At 59.5% G+C, this 17,876-nt stretch carries 19 protein-coding genes and 1 pseudogene; 9 read left to right on the top strand and 11 right to left on the bottom strand.

Features of this window, described 5'->3' with window-relative positions:
- The first annotated feature begins 81 nt into the window (after positions 1–81).
- The gene (locus tag P406_RS09050; protein WP_046236001.1) at positions 82–951 is read left to right on the top strand and encodes a TauD/TfdA dioxygenase family protein; all 870 of its coding nucleotides are present in this window, start codon (positions 82–84) and stop codon (positions 949–951) included.
- A 43-nt stretch (positions 952–994) separates the two neighbouring features.
- On the opposite strand, the gene P406_RS09045 is transcribed toward P406_RS09050, so the two are convergent.
- Positions 995–1,510 (bottom strand): GNAT family N-acetyltransferase, encoded by a 516-nt coding sequence (locus tag P406_RS09045; RefSeq protein ID WP_046236000.1) that lies wholly within the window; start codon positions 1,508–1,510, stop codon positions 995–997.
- A gap of 154 nt (positions 1,511–1,664) precedes the next feature.
- On the opposite strand from P406_RS09045, the gene P406_RS09040 reads away from it, so the two are divergent.
- From P406_RS09040 to P406_RS30230, 3 genes and pseudogenes are all read left to right on the top strand, one after another.
- Entirely contained in the window at positions 1,665–2,792 is a 1,128-nt protein-coding gene (locus P406_RS09040) for a saccharopine dehydrogenase family protein (RefSeq protein ID WP_046236015.1), read from the top strand.
- Positions 2,793–3,060: 268 nt separating this feature from the next.
- Positions 3,061–4,083: pseudogene (locus P406_RS30235) on the top strand (methyl-accepting chemotaxis protein); the annotation flags it as partial.
- Between the two features lie 33 nt (positions 4,084–4,116).
- On the top strand, positions 4,117–4,989 hold the full coding sequence (locus P406_RS30230) for a methyl-accepting chemotaxis protein (RefSeq protein WP_370661170.1): 873 nt from the start codon (positions 4,117–4,119) through the stop codon (positions 4,987–4,989).
- Between the two features lie 33 nt (positions 4,990–5,022).
- Here the strand turns inward: P406_RS30230 and P406_RS09030 are convergent, their stop codons facing one another.
- The gene (locus tag P406_RS09030) at positions 5,023–5,955 is read right to left on the bottom strand and encodes a DMT family transporter (protein ID WP_046235998.1); all 933 of its coding nucleotides are present in this window, start codon (positions 5,953–5,955) and stop codon (positions 5,023–5,025) included.
- A gap of 74 nt (positions 5,956–6,029) precedes the next feature.
- On the opposite strand from P406_RS09030, the gene P406_RS09025 reads away from it, so the two are divergent.
- Positions 6,030–6,884 (top strand): LysR family transcriptional regulator, encoded by an 855-nt coding sequence (locus P406_RS09025; protein ID WP_046235997.1) that lies wholly within the window; start codon positions 6,030–6,032, stop codon positions 6,882–6,884.
- Between the two features lie 34 nt (positions 6,885–6,918).
- Here P406_RS09025 and P406_RS27415 read toward each other — a convergent pair whose 3' ends face one another.
- From P406_RS27415 to P406_RS09015, 3 genes are all read right to left on the bottom strand, one after another.
- Complete coding sequence (locus P406_RS27415; RefSeq protein ID WP_003423365.1) at positions 6,919–7,203, bottom strand: type II toxin-antitoxin system RelE/ParE family toxin; 285 nt, start codon at positions 7,201–7,203, stop codon at positions 6,919–6,921.
- Positions 7,193–7,432 carry a type II toxin-antitoxin system RelB family antitoxin gene (gene relB, locus P406_RS09020; RefSeq protein WP_004418474.1) on the bottom strand — a complete coding sequence of 80 codons (240 nt, stop codon included), beginning with the start codon at positions 7,430–7,432 and terminating at the stop codon, positions 7,193–7,195. Before relB ends, P406_RS27415 begins: the two co-directional genes overlap by 11 nt.
- Positions 7,433–7,591: 159 nt before the next feature.
- A complete protein-coding gene (locus tag P406_RS09015; protein ID WP_003423368.1) occupies positions 7,592–8,608 on the bottom strand; it encodes a 1-aminocyclopropane-1-carboxylate deaminase in 1,017 nt (338 codons plus the stop codon).
- Positions 8,609–8,794: 186 nt separating this feature from the next.
- On the opposite strand from P406_RS09015, the gene P406_RS09010 reads away from it, so the two are divergent.
- Together P406_RS09010 and P406_RS09005 are read left to right on the top strand one after the other, a co-directional pair.
- On the top strand, positions 8,795–9,301 hold the full coding sequence (locus P406_RS09010; RefSeq protein WP_046235996.1) for an Lrp/AsnC family transcriptional regulator: 507 nt from the start codon (positions 8,795–8,797) through the stop codon (positions 9,299–9,301).
- Between the two features lie 148 nt (positions 9,302–9,449).
- Positions 9,450–10,358, top strand: a complete 909-nt coding sequence (locus tag P406_RS09005; RefSeq protein WP_046235995.1) for a DUF808 domain-containing protein — start codon at positions 9,450–9,452, stop codon at positions 10,356–10,358.
- 176 nt (positions 10,359–10,534) lie between these two features.
- Here the strand turns inward: P406_RS09005 and P406_RS09000 are convergent, their stop codons facing one another.
- The 6 genes from P406_RS09000 to puuE all read right to left on the bottom strand — a co-directional run bounded on the left by P406_RS09000 (position 10,535) and on the right by puuE (position 16,183).
- Positions 10,535–11,320, bottom strand: coding sequence for an outer membrane protein OmpK (locus tag P406_RS09000; protein WP_003423373.1), 786 nt, complete (start codon positions 11,318–11,320; stop codon positions 10,535–10,537).
- A 365-nt stretch (positions 11,321–11,685) separates the two neighbouring features.
- Positions 11,686–12,963 (bottom strand): urate hydroxylase PuuD, encoded by a 1,278-nt coding sequence (locus P406_RS08995; RefSeq protein ID WP_004410579.1) that lies wholly within the window; start codon positions 12,961–12,963, stop codon positions 11,686–11,688.
- Positions 12,964–12,968: 5 nt separating this feature from the next.
- On the bottom strand, positions 12,969–13,481 hold the full coding sequence (locus P406_RS08990; protein ID WP_003415815.1) for an ureidoglycolate lyase: 513 nt from the start codon (positions 13,479–13,481) through the stop codon (positions 12,969–12,971).
- 223 nt (positions 13,482–13,704) lie between these two features.
- A complete protein-coding gene (gene alc, locus P406_RS08985) occupies positions 13,705–14,700 on the bottom strand; it encodes an allantoicase (protein ID WP_003415816.1) in 996 nt (331 codons plus the stop codon).
- A 26-nt stretch (positions 14,701–14,726) separates the two neighbouring features.
- Positions 14,727–15,257 (bottom strand): 2-oxo-4-hydroxy-4-carboxy-5-ureidoimidazoline decarboxylase, encoded by a 531-nt coding sequence (uraD, locus tag P406_RS08980; protein ID WP_046235994.1) that lies wholly within the window; start codon positions 15,255–15,257, stop codon positions 14,727–14,729.
- Entirely contained in the window at positions 15,254–16,183 is a 930-nt protein-coding gene (puuE, locus tag P406_RS08975; RefSeq protein WP_003343034.1) for an allantoinase PuuE, read from the bottom strand. The genes uraD and puuE overlap by 4 nt, the downstream gene beginning before the upstream one ends.
- Positions 16,184–16,581: 398 nt before the next feature.
- Between puuE and uraH the strand changes: the two genes are divergently transcribed.
- On the top strand, positions 16,582–16,935 hold the full coding sequence (gene uraH / locus P406_RS08970) for a hydroxyisourate hydrolase (protein WP_003415819.1): 354 nt from the start codon (positions 16,582–16,584) through the stop codon (positions 16,933–16,935).
- A gap of 112 nt (positions 16,936–17,047) precedes the next feature.
- Positions 17,048–17,797: a GntR family transcriptional regulator gene (locus P406_RS08965; RefSeq protein WP_046235993.1), complete on the top strand. Its 750-nt coding sequence runs from the start codon at positions 17,048–17,050 to the stop codon at positions 17,795–17,797.
- Positions 17,798–17,876 lie beyond the last annotated feature (79 nt).

Raw genomic sequence — 17,876 nt, 5'->3', positions numbered from 1 at the left:
TTTTCAGGCGGGGCTGACGTTCCCGCAGACAAACCACAGGCATGGTGACCAGCCATGCCAACAACCTGAAGGTGAGGGATCATGGATCAAATGGCACTCAAGGCCATAGAAGGCATCGCAGGCGCCGTGCGTGCGCCGTATCAGAGCATCACGGTCAACCGCCTGACACCGATCATCGGTGCCGAGGTCGGCGGTGTCGATCTGTCGCAGCCACTCAGCGCGGAGCAGCTGACGGAAATCCGCCGGGCCTTTCTGGAAAATCACGTGCTGGTGTTTCGCGATCAGCACCTGACGGTCGAACAGCACAAGGCGTTCGGCCGACTGTTTGGTCCGTTGCGCGCCTTGCCGGTGGACAGCATCGATGGCGATGACCCGGAACTGGTCGTGGTGCGCGCCAACGCCCAATCGCGTTTCGCTGCGGGCGAGCTATGGCACACCGACGGCACCGCTGATCTGGAGCCGTCGATGGGCTCGATGCTGTACGTCAAGGAGACACCCGCCATCGGCACCGGCGGCGACACGCTGTTTGCCAACATGCACCTGGCCATTGAAATGCTCTCGCCGGCGATGCAGCAGTTTCTCGGCGGGCTGACAGCCATTCACGATGGCGAGATTCCGTGGAAAGGCTATCAGCCGCCCGCCAATCTTCCGAAAAGCGAGCACCCGCTGGTGGTTCGTCACCCTGAAACCGGACGCCGCAGCCTGTTCGTCAATTCCGGGTTCACCTCGCATATCGTGCAACTCTCGCCCGGCGAGAGCCGCACCATGCTGAATATGCTGTTCGATCTGATCGCCCGCGAACCCTGCCTCAGTTGTCGCGTGCGCTGGGAACCGAACACGCTGGTGTTCTGGGATAACCGTTGTACTCAGCACCACGCGGTGTGGGATTACTTCCCGCACTCGCGCTATGGCGAGCGGGTGACGATTCTCGGAGGGCGGCCTCAGGCCTGAAGGCGCTTGCGGATTGACCGGCGAACGCCGGTCAGCTGCTTCATCAGCGCAGTGGCAGGTGGTATATCAGGTCGTCGAACCACTGATCGCCGATCTGATAGGCCTGCGGGACGCGGCGCTCGAAGGTGAAACCGCATTTCTCCAGGACCTTGCAGGAGGCGATGTTGCCGTCCGTCACGGTCGATTCCAGTGAATCCAGGCCGATGGCGGCGGCGTAGTCGATGATTGCCCGGCGTGACTCGGTGCCGAAGCCCTTGCCTTGATGTTCCGGCAGTAACAGACAACCCACTTCGGCATGCCCCGGCGACAGGATACGAAAGCCGCTGACCCCCAGTTCGGCATGGCTCTGGGCGTCCATGACCACCAGGCACAGCCAGTGATCGGACGCCGGCGTCCACTCGGGCAGGCGATGATCGAAGCCTTTACGGATCTGCGCCTCTTCGATTTCTCCGAATACGTAGCGCATGGTCTCGGGCTCGGAATGCAGCCTGAAAAACAGTGGCCAGTCGCTGGCGAGCAGGGTTCGCAGATAAAGTCGTTCGGTGTGTAGTTCCAGCATCCGTTGCTCCCGGGACAATCAAAAAAGGCACAGGGTTTTGTACCCGGCCTGCGGCCAATGATCAATAATGCACGCGCATTTCATCGCCATTGCTCACGGCAATCGTGGCGCAATAAGGCAGGGTCACATCCTTCGGCAGGTCAGGGACGAGTCAATGGCATTTCGCGTATTGGTCATCGGTGGCTACGGTAACTTCGGCAGCCTTATCTGTAATCATCTGGTGCTGATGCCGCACATCGACCTGGTCATTTCCGGTCGTGACCCGCGCAAGCTGGCGGAAAAGGTCGCCGCACTGCAAACGCAGGCTGGCAGGTTCTGCGAGAGCTGGTGCGTGGACATCATGCAGGACGGCGCGGGCAGTGAGCTGGGTGAGTTGGGTATCGATCTGCTTATCCACACTGCGGGGCCTTTTCAGGGGCAGTCGTACACCGTGGCCAGGCATTGTATCGAGGCGGGCGTGAATTATTGCGACCTGGCGGATTGCCGGGCGTTTGTCGCCGGTATCGCCAGCCTCGATGCCCAGGCGCGTGAGGCAGGTGTCAGCGTGCTGAGCGGGTGCAGCTCGGTGCCGACGCTTTCGGCGGCCATTATCGATCAGCATCGCCAGCGTTTTTTGCGTATCGATTCGATAGAACACGGCATCTCCTCGGCAGCGAAGATGCCCGGTCTTTCGACCGTGCGTGGCGTGCTGGCCAATGCCGGGCGACCGATCAGGCAACTGCGCAACGGCAAGGTCCACGACGTTTACGGCTGGATGGACCTGACCCTGCGCCGGATGCCCGGCATGGGCACACGGCTGGTGGCCAATGTCGACGTCCCGGACCTGGATGTATTCGCGACACGCTACGCCGCGCAGAATCTGAGCTTCAAGGCCGGTTCCGCGCTCAAGGCCGGCGGCATCGCGACCTGGCTGCTGGCGCTGGCGATTCGCTGCGGGCTGCTGCGCGATCCTGCGCCGTGGGCCGAGCGCCTGTACCGTTGGGGCGCGCGCTTTGAACAGTGGGGTGATCGAAAGAGCGCGATGTACCTCGATGTCGATGGCGTCGACCTCGACGGCCAGCCGTTGCACATGCGTGCGCAATTGACTGCACTGAACGACAAGGGGCCGGAGATTCCCGGCAGTGCCGCCGTCGCGCTGAGCAGCAAAATGGCCGGTGGCTATCGTCCGCTGCCGGGCGCTCGGGCCTGCGTCGGAGAAATCACCGTGGACGAGTACCTGGCGGCGATCGACGAGCCGGAAAATATCCGGCTGGATGTTCATTTCAACAACCACAACGCCTGACGCTGCTGCAGATGTCCGATGGATCTGCACAGGCGGCTGATGTGGCTTTTTAGTGGCACTTTTTTTGCTGTTTTCTATAGCACCAATCATCGGAAAATTCTGCTCAGGCAACTTAAATAAATCTTAATCATCGATTACGGAGCCCGTAATTCATGGGGTGCAAGGTCCTCCCTCTCGACCGGTCCGTTATTCCAATCATGTTAACTATCAAGTTAAACCTTTCAGCGCCGACTCACGGGTATTCCGAAAAATCAAAGGCACACACGTAATGAGCGCAAAATGGTTGGACAATCTGAAAGTCAGCAAGAAGCTCGGGCTGGGCTTTGCCGCTATTTTGCTCGGGGTACTGACCGTTACCGTGATCGGTTACTCCAGCACCAACCTGCTGATCGAGCGCATGGGCAAAAGCAGCAAGGTCGCCGAGATCAAGGCTGACGTTCTGAATGCCCGGATCGCTGCGCAAGCCTATGCGACCGGTCCTACCGCCGCAGGTGTGCAGAATTACGCCAGCGCCCTGGATACCTTGAGCCGCAGTGTCGATCAAGGCCTGCAGGTGTTCGTGATCTCGAGCAACCTGGCCAAGCTGCGCGAGATCAAGGAGCAGGTGGGCGGTCTGAAGCAGACGTTCGACCAGTTGGTCGGCATCAATCAGAAAGTCGACGAGGCGTTGAAACCGATCATCAAGGTGTCCGATGACGTCAGCGCGACCTTCGAGAATCTGCTGAACAAGACCATTGACGACACCTTGCGCTCGCCGAATGAAACCGGCATCAGGCAGGTCAAGATCGCTGGCGACCTGCGTAACGGCATGACCAACTTCCGCCTGGTGTTTCGCCGCTACCTGAGCGTTCCGAATGCCGACAACCGTCAGGCCACCTATAAGGCCGCCGACGCGCTGATCGCGCAAGTGGACGCCGCCCGCAGCCAGTTGCCTGTCGAGGCAAATGCCGCAGTGGATGCCGCGCTGGTGGCGTTGAAACAGTACAAGGTGCTGATGACGTCGATTTCGGACATGCTTCAGCAGACCGAGCAGATCCGCAATGACCTGCAACAGCAATCCGTAGCGACCGCAGCCCGTGCCGATGATCTGGCGGCGCTGCAGGTCATCAGCGCCAAGAAGGAACAGGGAACCGCTGTGGTGCAATTGCTCAGCGTAGCGCTGGTCGTGCTGCTGGTCGGCATCTTTGCTGCGTTCCTGATCACGCGTCAGATTACCGTGCCGTTGAACAGCACTGTGATTGCGGCGCGCCGGATTGCCGACGGTGATCTGACCCATGACAGCAGCACCACCCGCCAGGACGAACTGGGCCTGCTGCAGAACACCATGCAGCACATGACCGTTTCGCTGCGCGGCCTGATCGGTGGCATCGGCAACGGTGTTACGCAGATCGCCACGGCGGCCGAACAGTTGTCTGCGGTCAGCGAGCAGACCAGCGCGGGTGTCACCCTGCAGAAAAACGAAGTCGATCAGGTCGCCACCGCCATGAACGAAATGGCCTCTACCGTACAGGAAGTCGCGCGCAACACCGAAGACGCTTCGCAAGCTGCCAAGCAGGCCAGCGAGCGCGCCGCGCACGGTAGCAGTGTGGTGCAGCATGCCACCCGCGAAATCGGTCAATTGGCCGGTGAAGTGCAGCAACTGGGTGAAGCCATGCAGCGCCTGACCGAAGACAGCGGCAAGATCGGCAGCGTGATTGACGTGATCAAGGCGGTCGCCGAGCAGACCAATCTGCTGGCGCTCAACGCAGCCATCGAGGCTGCACGGGCAGGCGAGCAGGGTCGTGGTTTTGCCGTGGTGGCTGACGAAGTCCGTTCGCTGGCTCAGCGTACGCAGAACTCCACAACCGAAATCGAAGCGCTGATCCAGGCGTTGCAAAAAGGTACAGGCGCCGCCTCGGGCCTGATGGACGCCAGCCTGCAGCGCACTGAAGGCACTGTGGTGCTGGCTCGTCAGGCCGAACAGGCGCTGGTGGAAATCAACCAGTCCATTGGCACCATCGAACAGATGAGTCAGCAGATTTCCGCCGCGGCCGAGCAACAGAGCGCCGTGACCGAAGAAATCAACCGCAGCGTACTCAGTGTTCGCGACATCGCCGACCAGTCCGCTTCGGCCACCGAGCAAAGCGCAGCATCGACCGTCGAGCTGGCCCGCCTGGGCAGCGATTTGCAGAGCATGGTCGCGCGTTTCAAGATTTAACCTGCGCAAAGCCAAGTTGGCCTCCTGAGCCCATCAGGCGGCCGACTGCCGTTGTTCCGCCCGCACCACCATCCACACGCCGATACCTGACACCGCCATGCCTGAGGCCATCTGCCAGGACAGCGGTTCGTCGAACATCGCCCAGGCCCAGAGCATCGTCACCGGTGGGCTGAGGTAGAGCACGCTGGCGACGCGGGTGGCTGTCGCGCGGCGCAGACACACCCAATACAGTCCGTAACCGCTCAGGGTTGCCAGCCCCACCGTCCATAGCACGCTCAGCGCAAAGCCGGTACTGGCTACAGGCGCCAGGCTGCCCTGTGTGCCCTGAATGATCGCGAAGGCGACGCTGGAGACGGCGCATTGCAGCCACAGGTTGGGCAGCAGTGCCATAGGCTCTGCGGTGCCGGACTGTTTCTGCCACAGCGTCGCGATGGCCAGTGACAACATGCCCAGCAGCGGCAGGCCGTAGGCCCACAACGGTGCGTCACCCACCGCAAGCGCGCTGTAGGTCACCAGCACTACGCCGATCAGCCCGACCAACAGTCCCGCCCAGATTTGCCAGGCCAGCCGTTGTCCGAGCACTACTGCCGCCAGGAGTGCCATGCCCATCGGCAACAAATCGGCAAATAGCGCAGCGAGGCCGGCTGGCACGCCCAGCGCAATGCCCTGCGTGACACCGGCGACGTAGCCGGCCATGGCCAGCAGGCCGACACCTGCGTTTTTCAGCAGCGTGGCAGCCGGGATCGACCTCAGTTGCCTGGCGACAAAAGGCAGCAGGATCAGGGTGACCACCACACAGCGCCAGAACACCACCAGCAGCGGCGGCGCATGTTCCAGCGAAAAGCGTGCGCCGACGAAGCCCGAACTCCAGGCCAGAACCAGCGCAGCTTCAAGCAGGGGCAAGGGAATGGCCTGGTGCCAGGCAGGCCGCGAGACGTTCGGAGCAATCGACAGGTATGGGTTCATGGACACAGGTTACGAAACCGGCGTAGTCTAATAAATCAAAATTAACTGCATGAGTTATTCATGAATTCTGAATCATGACGGCCATTCTCGACATCGAACTGGTGCGCACCTTCCATGCGGTGGCGCGGATAGGGAAGTTTTCAGCCGCCGCCGAGCAACTTCATAAAAGCCCGGCAGCGGTGAGTGTGCATATCCAGCGCCTCGAGGCCGTGGCGGGCGGGCGCTTGCTCAACCGGGACAACCAGGCAGTGTCGCTGACGGCGCTGGGCAAGCGCCTGCTGTTGTCGACGACAGAGCTGCTGTCCACGCATGACCGGGTGCTGGCGGATCTGCAAGGCACTCATCTGGCCGGACGCATCACGCTGGGTGTTCCGGATGAATACGCCGTGCATGTCATTCGCGACATCCTGCCGGTGTTCGCGGCCGCGTGGCCCAATGTCGTGCTGGAATTGAAATCCGCACCCAGCTACGCCCTGCGCGAGCAGGTTGCGCGTGGCAAGTTGCAGACAGCAGTGATCGCGCAACCCAAGGGGCAGCTGAGTGCTGATACGCAGTTTCTGGTATCGACCAAACCGGTCTGGGTCGGGCCGGCCAGCGTTGCACTGGCATCCGCTGACCCGCTGCCGCTAGCCGTTCACGCAGCCCAATGTCCCTACCGTGAAGCCATGCTGGCGTCACTCAAAGACAACGGCCGCAAAGTCCGCGTAGTTCTCGAAAGCCCGTCCAATCAGGCGATCAAAGCCTGTGTGGAAGCGGGCCTGGCGATCAGCCTCATCGATCGGAGCGGGGTCACGGACGCCATGCAGATTCTCGATGACTTGCCTGAAATACCCGAGCACGAAATCGTCTTCCTGCGCTCGCCGTCGTCACAGAATGACGAGGCGGTGAGCCTGCTGGCGCAGGCGCTGCAGAAGTATTTTCGGGTTTGATAGCGAAGCTGTGTGCAGTAAACGTCTTTGCGGTTTACCACACAGGTGGCGATTGTCTTCTGGTGTGGAAAATTCGTAGAACCTGTAGTCGGCCGCTACGGATGCGATATGGAATCAGGTAAGGCAGGTCTGGCAGAGGCCATTCTCTGGTTCCGGCAATCCGTCCTTCCCGGCCCATGGCGGGAAAGCTCGCGAGCTGCGTTACGCTTGATTGAATGGCTTTCACGAAAGCAGCGGCAGCAGCTGGATTGTCCAGTGCGATATACGCTGCCTCCTCATCCAGATTCTTTAGTGCTGTTTTGAGCCACTCAACCTGCATTGCCTGACCATTTGTCCATGACAGCTTTTACGTCGTCTGGGCTTGCGAACTCGCCGGCGTCGGCTTCTTCGATGGCACGCTGAATTTCGGCAATCTGCCAAGCCTCGCGTGTCAGGTATTCGCGGAGCGCGTCGAGGGCCAAAAATGACTTGCTGCGCCCGGTGGCCTTTGCAAGGTGCGCAAGGGTATCCGCCATTTCGTCCGGCAGACGTAGAGACATTGTGGACATATGCACCTCACACGTAGTTATTTGTATTACATGAGGGTGCAGTGTAATACATGTGAATACGTGTGTGGATGCCGTTTCCATTTCAGGTTTGTCGGCTTTTCGAGCTAGTGCAAAATGGCCCGCGAATTCGCGGGCCATTCAAGCAGATTTCGGGGTGGCTCAACCGTCCTTGAACAGAAAACTGTAGGCATTCAGCGCCGGCACGCCGCCGAGGTGGGCGTAGAGCACTTTCGAGCCTTCGGGGAATTCGCCGTTGCGCACCATGTCGATCATGCCGTGCATGGATTTGCCTTCGTAGACCGGGTCGGTCAACACGCCTTCCAGGCGGGCGCAGAGGCGGATGGCTTCGAGGGTGCCATCGTTCGGCAGGCCGTATTCCGGGTAGGCGTAGCGGGTGTCGAGCACCACGTCTTCGGCGCTGATTTCGCGGCCCAGCTCCACCAGTTTTGCGGTGTTCTGAGCGATACGCAGGACCTGCGCGCGGGTCTTTTCCGGCTTGGCCGACGCGTCGATACCGATCACACGCTGTGCCCGGCCATCGGCTGCGAAGCCCACCAGCATGCCTGCGTGAGTGCTGCCGGTTACCGAGCAGACCACGATGTAGTCGAACTTGAAGCCCAGCTCTTCTTCCTGCTGGCGCACTTCATCGGCAAAACGCACGAACCCCAGGCCGCCATAAGGGTGTTCCGAACAGCCCGCTGGAATCGGGAACGGTTTGCCGCCGCCTTCCTCGACGTCGGCCATGGCCTTTTCCCAACTCGGGCGAATGCCGATATCGAAGCCTGCCGAATCCAGGCGCACATCGGCGCCCATGATGCGCGACATCTCGATATTGCCGACCCGGTCGTACAACGCGTCCGAATAGTTGACCCAATTCTCCTGAACCAGCACGCACTTCATGCCCAGATGCGCCGCTACGGCTGCCACCTGACGGGTCTGGTTGGACTGGATTCCACCGATCGATACCAGTGTGTCGTAGCCACCGTCGATGGCTTCCGGCACCAGGTATTCCAGTTTGCGGGTCTTGTTGCCGCCGAAGGCCAGACCGCTGTTGCAATCTTCGCGCTTGGCATACAACTCGACCTTGCCGCCCAGATGCTCACTCAAGCGTTTCAGTGGGGTAATGGGCGAGGGGCCAAAAGTCAGAGGGTAGCGCTTGAACTTGCTCAGGTTCATATCGGGTCTCCGTTGATAAGTTGATCCGGGCATTGAAGGTGGGCCTCGATGTGTTTATCGAGCGGCCCGGCATGGCTCCCATCATAGGAAAACTGCGAATAATCGTGGTTGCAAAGAATTGTCTATCTACAAAATAAGCGTTAGCCTGAAAGCAACTAAACAGACTTTTATTGTGTGAATTTCATTATGAAAGCAATAAATGAACGCGCTAAAAAGTCCGGTGCTGACATGACGCCGCTGCTGGACAGGATTGACCGCGCCATCCTCAAGACCCTGCAACGTGACGCGTCCATTTCCAATGTGGCACTTGCCGAGAAGGTCAAACTGAGTCCGCCTGCGTGCCTGCGTCGCGTCGAGCGGCTGAAAGAGGCGGGCGTGATCAAGGGCGTGGTGGCGTTGCTCAATGGCGATGTTCTGGACGCCGGCATGGTGGTGCTGATCGGTGTCGTGCTGGACCGCTCGACACCGGATTCATTCGCCCAATTCGAAGCTGCTGCGCAGAAGGTTTCCGGCTGTATGGAGTTTCATGTCGTCACTGGCGAGTTCGACTACTTCATGTTGTTGCGCACCAGGGACAGTCAGAGCTTCAACCGTTTGCACGCCGAACAGTTACTGTACTTGCCCGGTGTCAGACAGATCCGTTCGTTCATGGGTCTGCGTCAGGTCGTTTCCACCACACAGTTACCCCTCTGACGGGGTTTAGCGTGGCCTGTTTGCTGCATGCAGCGTCAAACGTTCACGTCTGACCAAGGTCAGAGTTGCTGACTGCCACACGATTGACTCTGGCGCATGATTCAATCAGTGCCGTTTCCTTTTTTTTACTTGCTCAAGGATTTTCATTTTGGCTGCTGGAAGCTTGCTTACCCTGCTTGACGATATTGCGACGCTGCTCGATGACGTGGCACTGGCTACGAAGAAGACGGCGGGTGTGCTGGGTGATGATCTGGCGCTCAATGCCCAGCAGGTCACCGGTGTTTCAGCGGATCGCGAATTGCCGGTTGTCTGGGCCGTGGCCAAGGGGTCGCTGCTCAACAAGGCCATTCTGGTTCCGGCAGCGTTGCTGATCAGTGCCTTCGCACCCTGGGCGATTCTGCCGTTGCTGATGATCGGCGGTGCGTTTCTGTGCTTCGAGGGCTTCGAGAAAATCGCCCATAAATGGCTGCATCCCGAAACCGGCGAAGAGCATGAGCAGCGTAAGCAGGCGTCGGCGGATGCGTCCGTGGACATGGTGGCGTTCGAAAAAGAACGCGTCAAAGGCGCGATTCGCACGGATTTCATCCTTTCGGCGGAAATCATCGTGCTCGCACTGGGTGTGGTCTCGTCCAGACCCTTCATGGATCAGGTCGGTGTGCTGGTCATCGTCGCAGTGCTGATCACCGTGGGGGTCTACGGGCTGGTCGCCGGTATCGTCAAACTCGATGACCTGGGCCTGTACCTGAAGAAAAGCGCAGCTTCGGCTGCACAAAAAATCGGTGCCGGCCTTCTGTGGCTGGCACCGGTGTTGATGAAAGTGCTGTCGATCGTCGGTACGGCTGCGATGTTCATGGTCGGCGGCGGGATTCTGGTCCACGGCCTGCCGTTCGCTCATCATTGGGTCGAAGGCGTGACCGAAGCGGCAGCGGGTGCGGTAGGCGGTCTGTCGATGGTGGTCCCGACCCTGATCGATGCTGTTGCCGGGATCATTGCCGGTGCCGTGCTGGTGTTGGTCGTGACGCTGATTGGCAAGGTCTGGAAAGCTGCGAAGGAGTGATTGAGGCGGTCATCCACACTTCTGATCTAAGGCCGTGAAGGCGAGCCGGGCGACGCTTCGCTTGCTCGCGAAGGGGCTGGTACAGCCAACCGAAGGGTGTCTGAAACACCGCCTTCGCGAGCAAGCTCGCTCCCACAGAATTCCGCAGTGAGCGTCATCACCGTCAAACAACGTGCTTAGAAGAACACCTTGACCAGCAAGCTCGCGGTGTTCTGATCGGTGTCGAAGGAACTTGTGTCCTTGATGCCGTATTTGTTGGTCCAGTAGTCATATTCGATACCCACGTACAGCTGCCGCTCCGGGTAATTCAGTGCCTTGCCCAGGTCGTACTTGATCTGCGGGTTGAAGTGCAGGTTGGAGTGGTAAGTGCCACGCGAGGTCTTGTCGTTGTCGACTACCCAGTCCATGAAACCGTCGATCAGCACATCCGATTTGCCCACCGGAATGGTGTAGGACCACACCGGAGTGATCTGCCACACGCCGTCGCCCGGGCGATTGCCTTCGGTCTGGCGCTGGTAGAAGTTAAGCTGGAAGTAGTCGAAACCCGGGATCTTCAAGTCGAACGCCGGACCGATCAGGTACGACTCGTTATCGCCTTCACCGAACTCGTAAGTTGCGGCAATCAGCACATCGCTGATCGGCCCGAACTCGAACTTCTGGCCGAAGATCTTGCCCAGCGAAAGCCGTGGCGAGAACTCGCCGTAATAGGTGTTATCGCCAGCGGTTGCGTCTTTCTTGCCGTTGTAAAAGATCTTGTCGACGAAGAAGAAGTTGTCGCCGTACTTCCAGCTGTCCGCGTGCTCAAAGGTGAAGGTCTGCTGATTTTCCGGGTTGACAGCGAAGTCTCGTCCATTGAGATAGGTCAGGCTATTACTCTGCCACTGGAAGATATCCCCTGCCATGGCGGGTGCAGCAGCCAGCAGACTGCTGGCCAGTAATGCACTGGAAATCGTACGGTTCATGCGGTGAGCCCCTTGATGTAGATCGTGATTTTTTCGGACTGGCGTTCTATGCATGACGCCTTGTCGGTGGTTGCAATAATTTGTCTGTCTGGTCAGCTTTGTGTTGTTAGCAAGAGCTGCGCCAATCAGTGAAAAAAAGTTTAAGTAACCCTTCAAACCGATATCGAAGTGCCGATTTCAGGTCATTTTTTTCAATGGGCAGCGTTCTGAGCGCCGTTCAGCCAGTGGGCCGCCCGGTCAGGTTCAGCTATCGGGAAAGAGAGAGGCGGGTTGGCAGCGGCGGCGGAGGATACTGACTCGCGTCGCCGTGCTCAAGTGCTCCAGAGCAGGGCGTCCGGAGCGAAAACAGGGCAATGCCCGTTGCTTCAGTTGATGTGCGCGCCCTGATCGATCCAGGCGCCTACCAGATCACGTTCCTGCTGGGTCATCTGGGTGATATTGCCCAGCGGCATGATCGGTGCGGTGATCGCCTGCGCCTTGATACGCGGCGCCTGTTGCTGGATCTGTTCGGGCGTATCGAACATCACACCGGCCGGAGCGACGCTGAACAGCTGACTGGTAGGCGTGGCCGAGTGACAGACCGAGCAACGTTGCCGGATAACATCGTGCACCTTGTTGAAGTCTGCACCTGCCACCTTGGCTGGCTCGGGCTGGGCAGGCGCTGCGGCGGGTTGCGCAGGCTGCTCATCAGCCCGATGCCCGCCGACCGCCGTACCGGGCAGTGGCTGATAGACGATTTTTGCCGGCGCTTGCGCAGGGCCGGTGACATACGCCAGGCACAGCATGCCCAGTGCCGCGACCGGCAGGGTCCAGGCGAATCGATGGCTGTTGTGCCGCGTATTGAAGTAATGGCGCACCAGCACGGCCAGCAGCGCGATGCCTGCGAGAATCAGCCAGTTGTACTCGCTGCCGTAGGTGCTTGGAAAGTGATTGCTGATCATGATGAACAGCACGGGCAGGGTGAAGTAGTTGTTGTGTCGTGAACGCAACAGGCCTTTTGCCGGCAGGCTTGGGTCCGGCGTGCGGTTCTCGGCAATCGCGGCCACCAGCGCGCGCTGGGCCGGCATGATGATGCGGAACACGTTGCCGACCATGATGGTGCCCATGATCGCGCCCACATGCAGATAGGCACCGCGACCGCTGAACACTTTGCTGAACCCGTACGCCGCCGCCACCAGCAGCACGAACAGGACCACACCCAACAGGGCAGGGCGCTTGCCTAATGGCGAGTCACACAGAAAGCTGTAAATGAACCAGCCAACGAACAGCGAACCCAGGCCGATGTGCACACCCTCGGCGCCACTCAGGCTGCTGCCCGGTGCCAGCAGGTACAGCGTCGGGTTGGCGTAGAACACCACGCACAACAGCGCGACCCCTGACAGCCAGGTCGAATAGGCTTCCCATTTGAACCAGTGCAGATTCTCCGGCATGGTCGGCGGTGCGAGCTTGTACTTCTCCAGGTGGTAGATGCCGCCACCGTGGATCGCCCACAGATCACCCGACAGGCCTTCACGCGGGTTGCTGCGGTTGAGGTTGTTCTCCAGCCAGACGAAGTAGAACGATGCGCCGATCCAGGCGACGCCGACAATCATGTGAATCCAGCGCACGCCCAGATTCAGCCATTCCATCATATGTGCCAGCACGGTGTTTACCCTTCCAGTGGGTGGGGATCGAGAACCAGCAACTGGCTCTCGGCAAAGTAATGCTCGTCACAGTTATTGCCTTCGCCACTGCGATCAACCACCAGGAAGTCATCCCGCTTTTCGATCGTCAGCACCGGATGGTGCCAGACGCCGCGATGGTAATTGACACCCTGCCTGCCGTTCGACACGAAGGCGCGGGTCGCCTCTGATTCAGGCACATCGCCGACCGGCGCGACCACGATCAGAAAGGGGTTGCCGAGCAGCGGCACGAACGCCTGACTGCCCAGCGGATGACGCTCCAGCATGCCGATGGTCAACGGCATCGGCAGCGCTTCGGCGCGGAAGATGCTGATGATCGCCTTGTCCTCCGGCTGCGCGGTCTGCACGTCAGCCAGACGATGAAAGCGCATGGTCGAGCCGTTGTTGATCATGAAGTGATCGCTGCCGTCGGTTTCGATCACATCACCGAATGGCGCAAAGGCTTCCTTGGTCAGTGGCTCGATTATCAGTTTGCGCATGCGGGTTCTTCTTCAATGGTTTTGAGGGTGGGTCGTTTGCACATTCGTATTGATGACTATCGTGCCAATGCTCTGCGTTGGCATGCATTTCGTGACGCTCTGCGTCACAACTCTACGCCGCGCCACACATACTCAAGACTGGACGCAGAGCGTCCGGAACTGCATTCCCACGCAGAGCGTGGGAACGATAGCCTGTTGCCTTATGCTGACTTCCGACGCGTTGTTACCTGGACACCTTGCCCAGCACCCGCAACCGGCTGACGCCACCGTCCGGGAATACGTTCAGGCGGATGTGGGTGATCGGGCCGATCGCCTTGATCTGCTCGGCGAACTCGTGTTCGGCGTGCATGGTCAGCTTCTGGCTGGGCAGCAACTCGCGCCAGAACAGGCTCTGGGTTTCGATCTGGCTGTCGGTGCCACCCTTGACCAGTGCGCCCTGAATCGAGCAGCTGTCCGGGTAGTTGCCTTTGAAGTGCAGGGTATCGACGATGACTTTCTCGACTTCGCCCTGGTGCCCAAGCGCCACGATCACCCAGTCGTTGCCGGGTGTGCGGCGGCGCGCGGTTTCCCAGCCGTCGCCCATGTTCACACCGCGACCAGGGTTGAGGATATTGCTCATGCTGCCGTAGTGTTCATCGGAGCAGGCAATCGATCGGCCGCCATTGAGCGCCGCAACCAGATCAATCTGCTCGTCCTCGCTGACTTTCGACCAGTCGCGATGCGGCACACCGTATACGCGCAGACGCGCGACGCCGCCGTCCGGGTAGATGTTGAAGCGCAGATGGCTGAACGCCTGATCGCTGCTGATCTCATGGTAATGATGGCTGTTGCCTTGCAGCTCCACAGACGGCAGCACTTCGGTCCAGGCGGTGTTTTCATCGGGCTCGCCGGACGCCAGGAAGCACGCTTCCAGCGATGCGGAAGGCGGGAAGTTGCCGGTGAAAAACGAGGTGTCGATGTCCACACCCTTGATGGTTCCCGCCACACCGAGGCGAATCACCGCGCTGTCGTACCCTTCGAAACGCTTGCGGCGCGACTCCCAGCCGTCCATCCACTTGCCGTTGTCGTCGAACACGCCTTCTTTCCAAACGGCCGGTGTCGGCTGGAACAGCCGGTTGGCGTCGGCGAACCAGTCATCGGTGACCGAAAGGATTTTGGTGCCCAGACGTGCGTCGGCCAGGTTCACGAACTTCTCGAACGGTGCGGCGTAAACTTTCATGCTCTTTGTCTGCCTTCTGAATACGGTTATGACTGCGACGCGCAAAGCGCCTGTAGACGAAACAGTGCGATCTTGTTGATCTCGGCCAGGGCGCAAGCGAACTCGGCCTCGGGCGAGTGGTGGATGCGTTGTTCGAACGCTGCCAGAATTTTGTGCCTGTCGCTGCCCTTGACCGCCATGATGAACGGAAAGCCAAAGCGGGCCTTGTAAGCCTCGTTCAGCTCGGTAAAGCGCTGGAACTCCTCAGGCGTGCAGTGGTGGATACCGGCGCCGGCCTGTTCATCGGTACTGGCCTGAGTCAGCTCGCCCTGGACGGCAGCCTTGCCTGCCAGGTCCGGGTGGGCATTGATCAGTGCCAGTTGTTGCTCGTGTGTGGCACCCAGCAGGATCTCGCTCATGCGAGCGTGCAGGGCCTCCACCTGATCGAGTTGCGCGCCTGTGCTTTGGTCGAACGCTTGCTGCGCGACCCACGGTGAGTGTTCGTAGATATCGGCAAAGGCCGCGATGAACGCCTCCCGGCCCAGGCTTGAAGGTGTCAGTGTCTTGAACGTGCTCATTGCTCGGCCTTGCCGGTAAACGGATGTTCAGTGTGCCAGTGCCGGGCGATATCGACACGACGGGTAAACCACACTTGCTCATGGCCTTTGGCGTACTCGATGAAACGCTTGAGTGCGGCGAGGCGGGCGGGGCGGCCGATCAGGCGGCAATGCAGGCCGATGGAAAGCATCTTCGGCGCGTCTTCGCCTTCGGCATACAGCACGTCGAACGCATCCTTGAGGTACTGAAAGAACTGCTCGCCATTGTTGAAGCCCTGCACCTGGGTGAAACGCATGTCGTTGGTGTCCAGGGTGTACGGAATCACCAGATGAGGCTTGCCGGTCGGGTTGTTCGGCTCCCAGTACGGCAGGTCATCGTCATAGGTGTCGCAATCATAGAGAAAACCGCCTTCCTCCATGACCAGACGCCGGGTGTTGGGGCCGGTGCGCCCGGTGTACCAGCCCAGCGGCCGTTCGCCGCTGATCTCGGTGAGGATCTGGATCGCCTGGCGCATGTGCTCACGCTCCTGGGCTTCGTCCATGTTCTGGTAGTCGATCCAGCGATAGCCGTGGCTGCAGATCTCATGACCTTCGGCGACCATGGCGCGGATCACCTCCGGATGACGTTGCGCGGCCATGGCGACGGCGAAAATGGTCAGTGGGATATCGAACTGCCTGAACAGCTTGAGAATACGCCACACACCGGCGCGGCTGCCGTACTCGTACAGCGACTCCATGCTCATGTTGCGCTGGCCCTGGAGCGGCTGCGCGGCAACCATCTCGGACAGAAAGGCTTCTGATTCCTTGTCGCCGTGCAGAATATTGCGCTCGCCACCTTCCTCGTAATTCAGCACGAAAGACAAGGCAATGCGCGCATTACCCGGCCAGCGTGGGTGAGGCGGGTTGTTGCCGTAACCGATCAGGTCGCGTGGGTAGTCAGCGCTCACTGCAAGCTTCCTTCTTGTCCATGGGGTGCGTTGGATGCGTTAAGTCAGGTGCAATGCCAGGAACGGTCAAGGCACTGCCGAATCAAGATTGTATACAATTTTATTTTCAGCTTGTAACCCTGTACGTTTCTGCACCGAAGCGTCTCGGCAAGTGTAAAACAAGCAAGAAACCTGCCTGACTGGTCAGCTAATCATAAAAAACCTGATATTTTTCCTCTGCTTCCTCAATGTCTGACCAATCGCGCGCCCAGTCAGCGTCTTGGCTACGAGCTGTTGGACGATCAGGAATTTATTGTGTACAGCTTTTCCCGAAAGTGTCTTAATCGGTCGCAATCGCACGATGTAGAGCACTTCATTGGTGCATTGCTTGACCATGGTCGGATGTGAGGAGTGAAGTTTTGGGAAAATTGACCACACACGTACTGGACGCCGCCCACGGCTGTCCGGGCAGCGCCATCCGCATCGAGTTGTACCGGGTCGAAGACCAGCAGTTGCTGCACATTGTCAGTGCGCTTACCAACAGCGATGGGCGCTGCGATGCGCCGCTGTTGCAGGGCGAGGCCTATCAATCCGGCGTCTATCAATTGCACTTCAAGGCTGGCGATTATTACCGCGCGCGGGGCGTGGTTCTGAATGAGCCTGCCTTTCTCGATGAGGTGGTGCTGCGCTTCGGCATTGATGCAGGTCAGGAACACTTTCATGTGCCGCTGCTAATCTCGCCGTACAGCTACTCGACGTACAGGGGCAGCTGAATACCTCTTGCCCGCCCCACACTGCGGGCTTTTTTTTTGCGCGTGTCTGCGCTTTTGCCCTGTGTACAATGCGCCAGTCCCGACGCCGTCATCCACCTGCGCACGAGTGCCCATGAACGACCAGTCCCTGCCTCTCAAGAAACAGCCGCGCAGCCTTGGCCTAAGCCGTAACGTCACGCAGGACGATGTCGTTTACGAACATGTCTTCGATGCCATTCTGGAACAGCGGCTGGCGCCGGGTACCAAATTGAGTGAAGAGGCGCTGGGCGAGATTTTCGGTGTGAGCCGTACCATCATTCGTCGCGCCCTGTCGCGGTTGGGCCATGAGGGCGTCGTGCTGTTGCGCCCCAATCGTGGCGCGGTGGTCGCCAGCCCCAGCGTCGAAGAGGCGCGTCAGGTGTTTTTCGCGCGGCGCATGGTCGAGAAGGCAATCACGGAACTGGCGGTCGAGCACGCCACTGCCGAGCAGCTGGCCGAGCTGCGTCAGATGGTCAGCGACGAGCGCGACAGCTTCGCCCGCGGTGATCGGGGCGCCGGTATTCGTTTGTCCGGCGAGTTTCACCTTCAGTTGGCCGTGGCCGCTAGAAACGCTCCGCTGATCAGCTTCCAGCGCAGCCTGGTGTCGCAGACCTCACTGATCATTGCCCAGTACGAAACCGGCAATCGCACGCACTGTTCCTACGATGAGCACAGCCAGTTGATCGACGCCATCGAAGCCCGCAATGCAGCGCTGGCCGTCGAATTGATGATGCATCACATGGACCACATCGACAGCAAACTCAACCTTGACGAAGACAGCGCTTCGGATGATTTGCATGCGGTGTTCTCGCATGTCATGGGCCGGAAAAAGACGGGGCGTTGAGGCAGCATGGTTAATTCAATCTCTTGAACGCCTCAACTATCGTGCGACGCTCCGCGTCGTCATGCCGTTCTGGACGCTC

Source organism: Pseudomonas syringae pv. coryli str. NCPPB 4273, from assembly GCF_000972175.1.
Lineage (GTDB): Bacteria > Pseudomonadota > Gammaproteobacteria > Pseudomonadales > Pseudomonadaceae > Aquipseudomonas > Aquipseudomonas syringae.
Note: the sequence above shows the minus strand (reverse complement) of the source record. Positions and strands in the feature narration are given on the sequence as shown.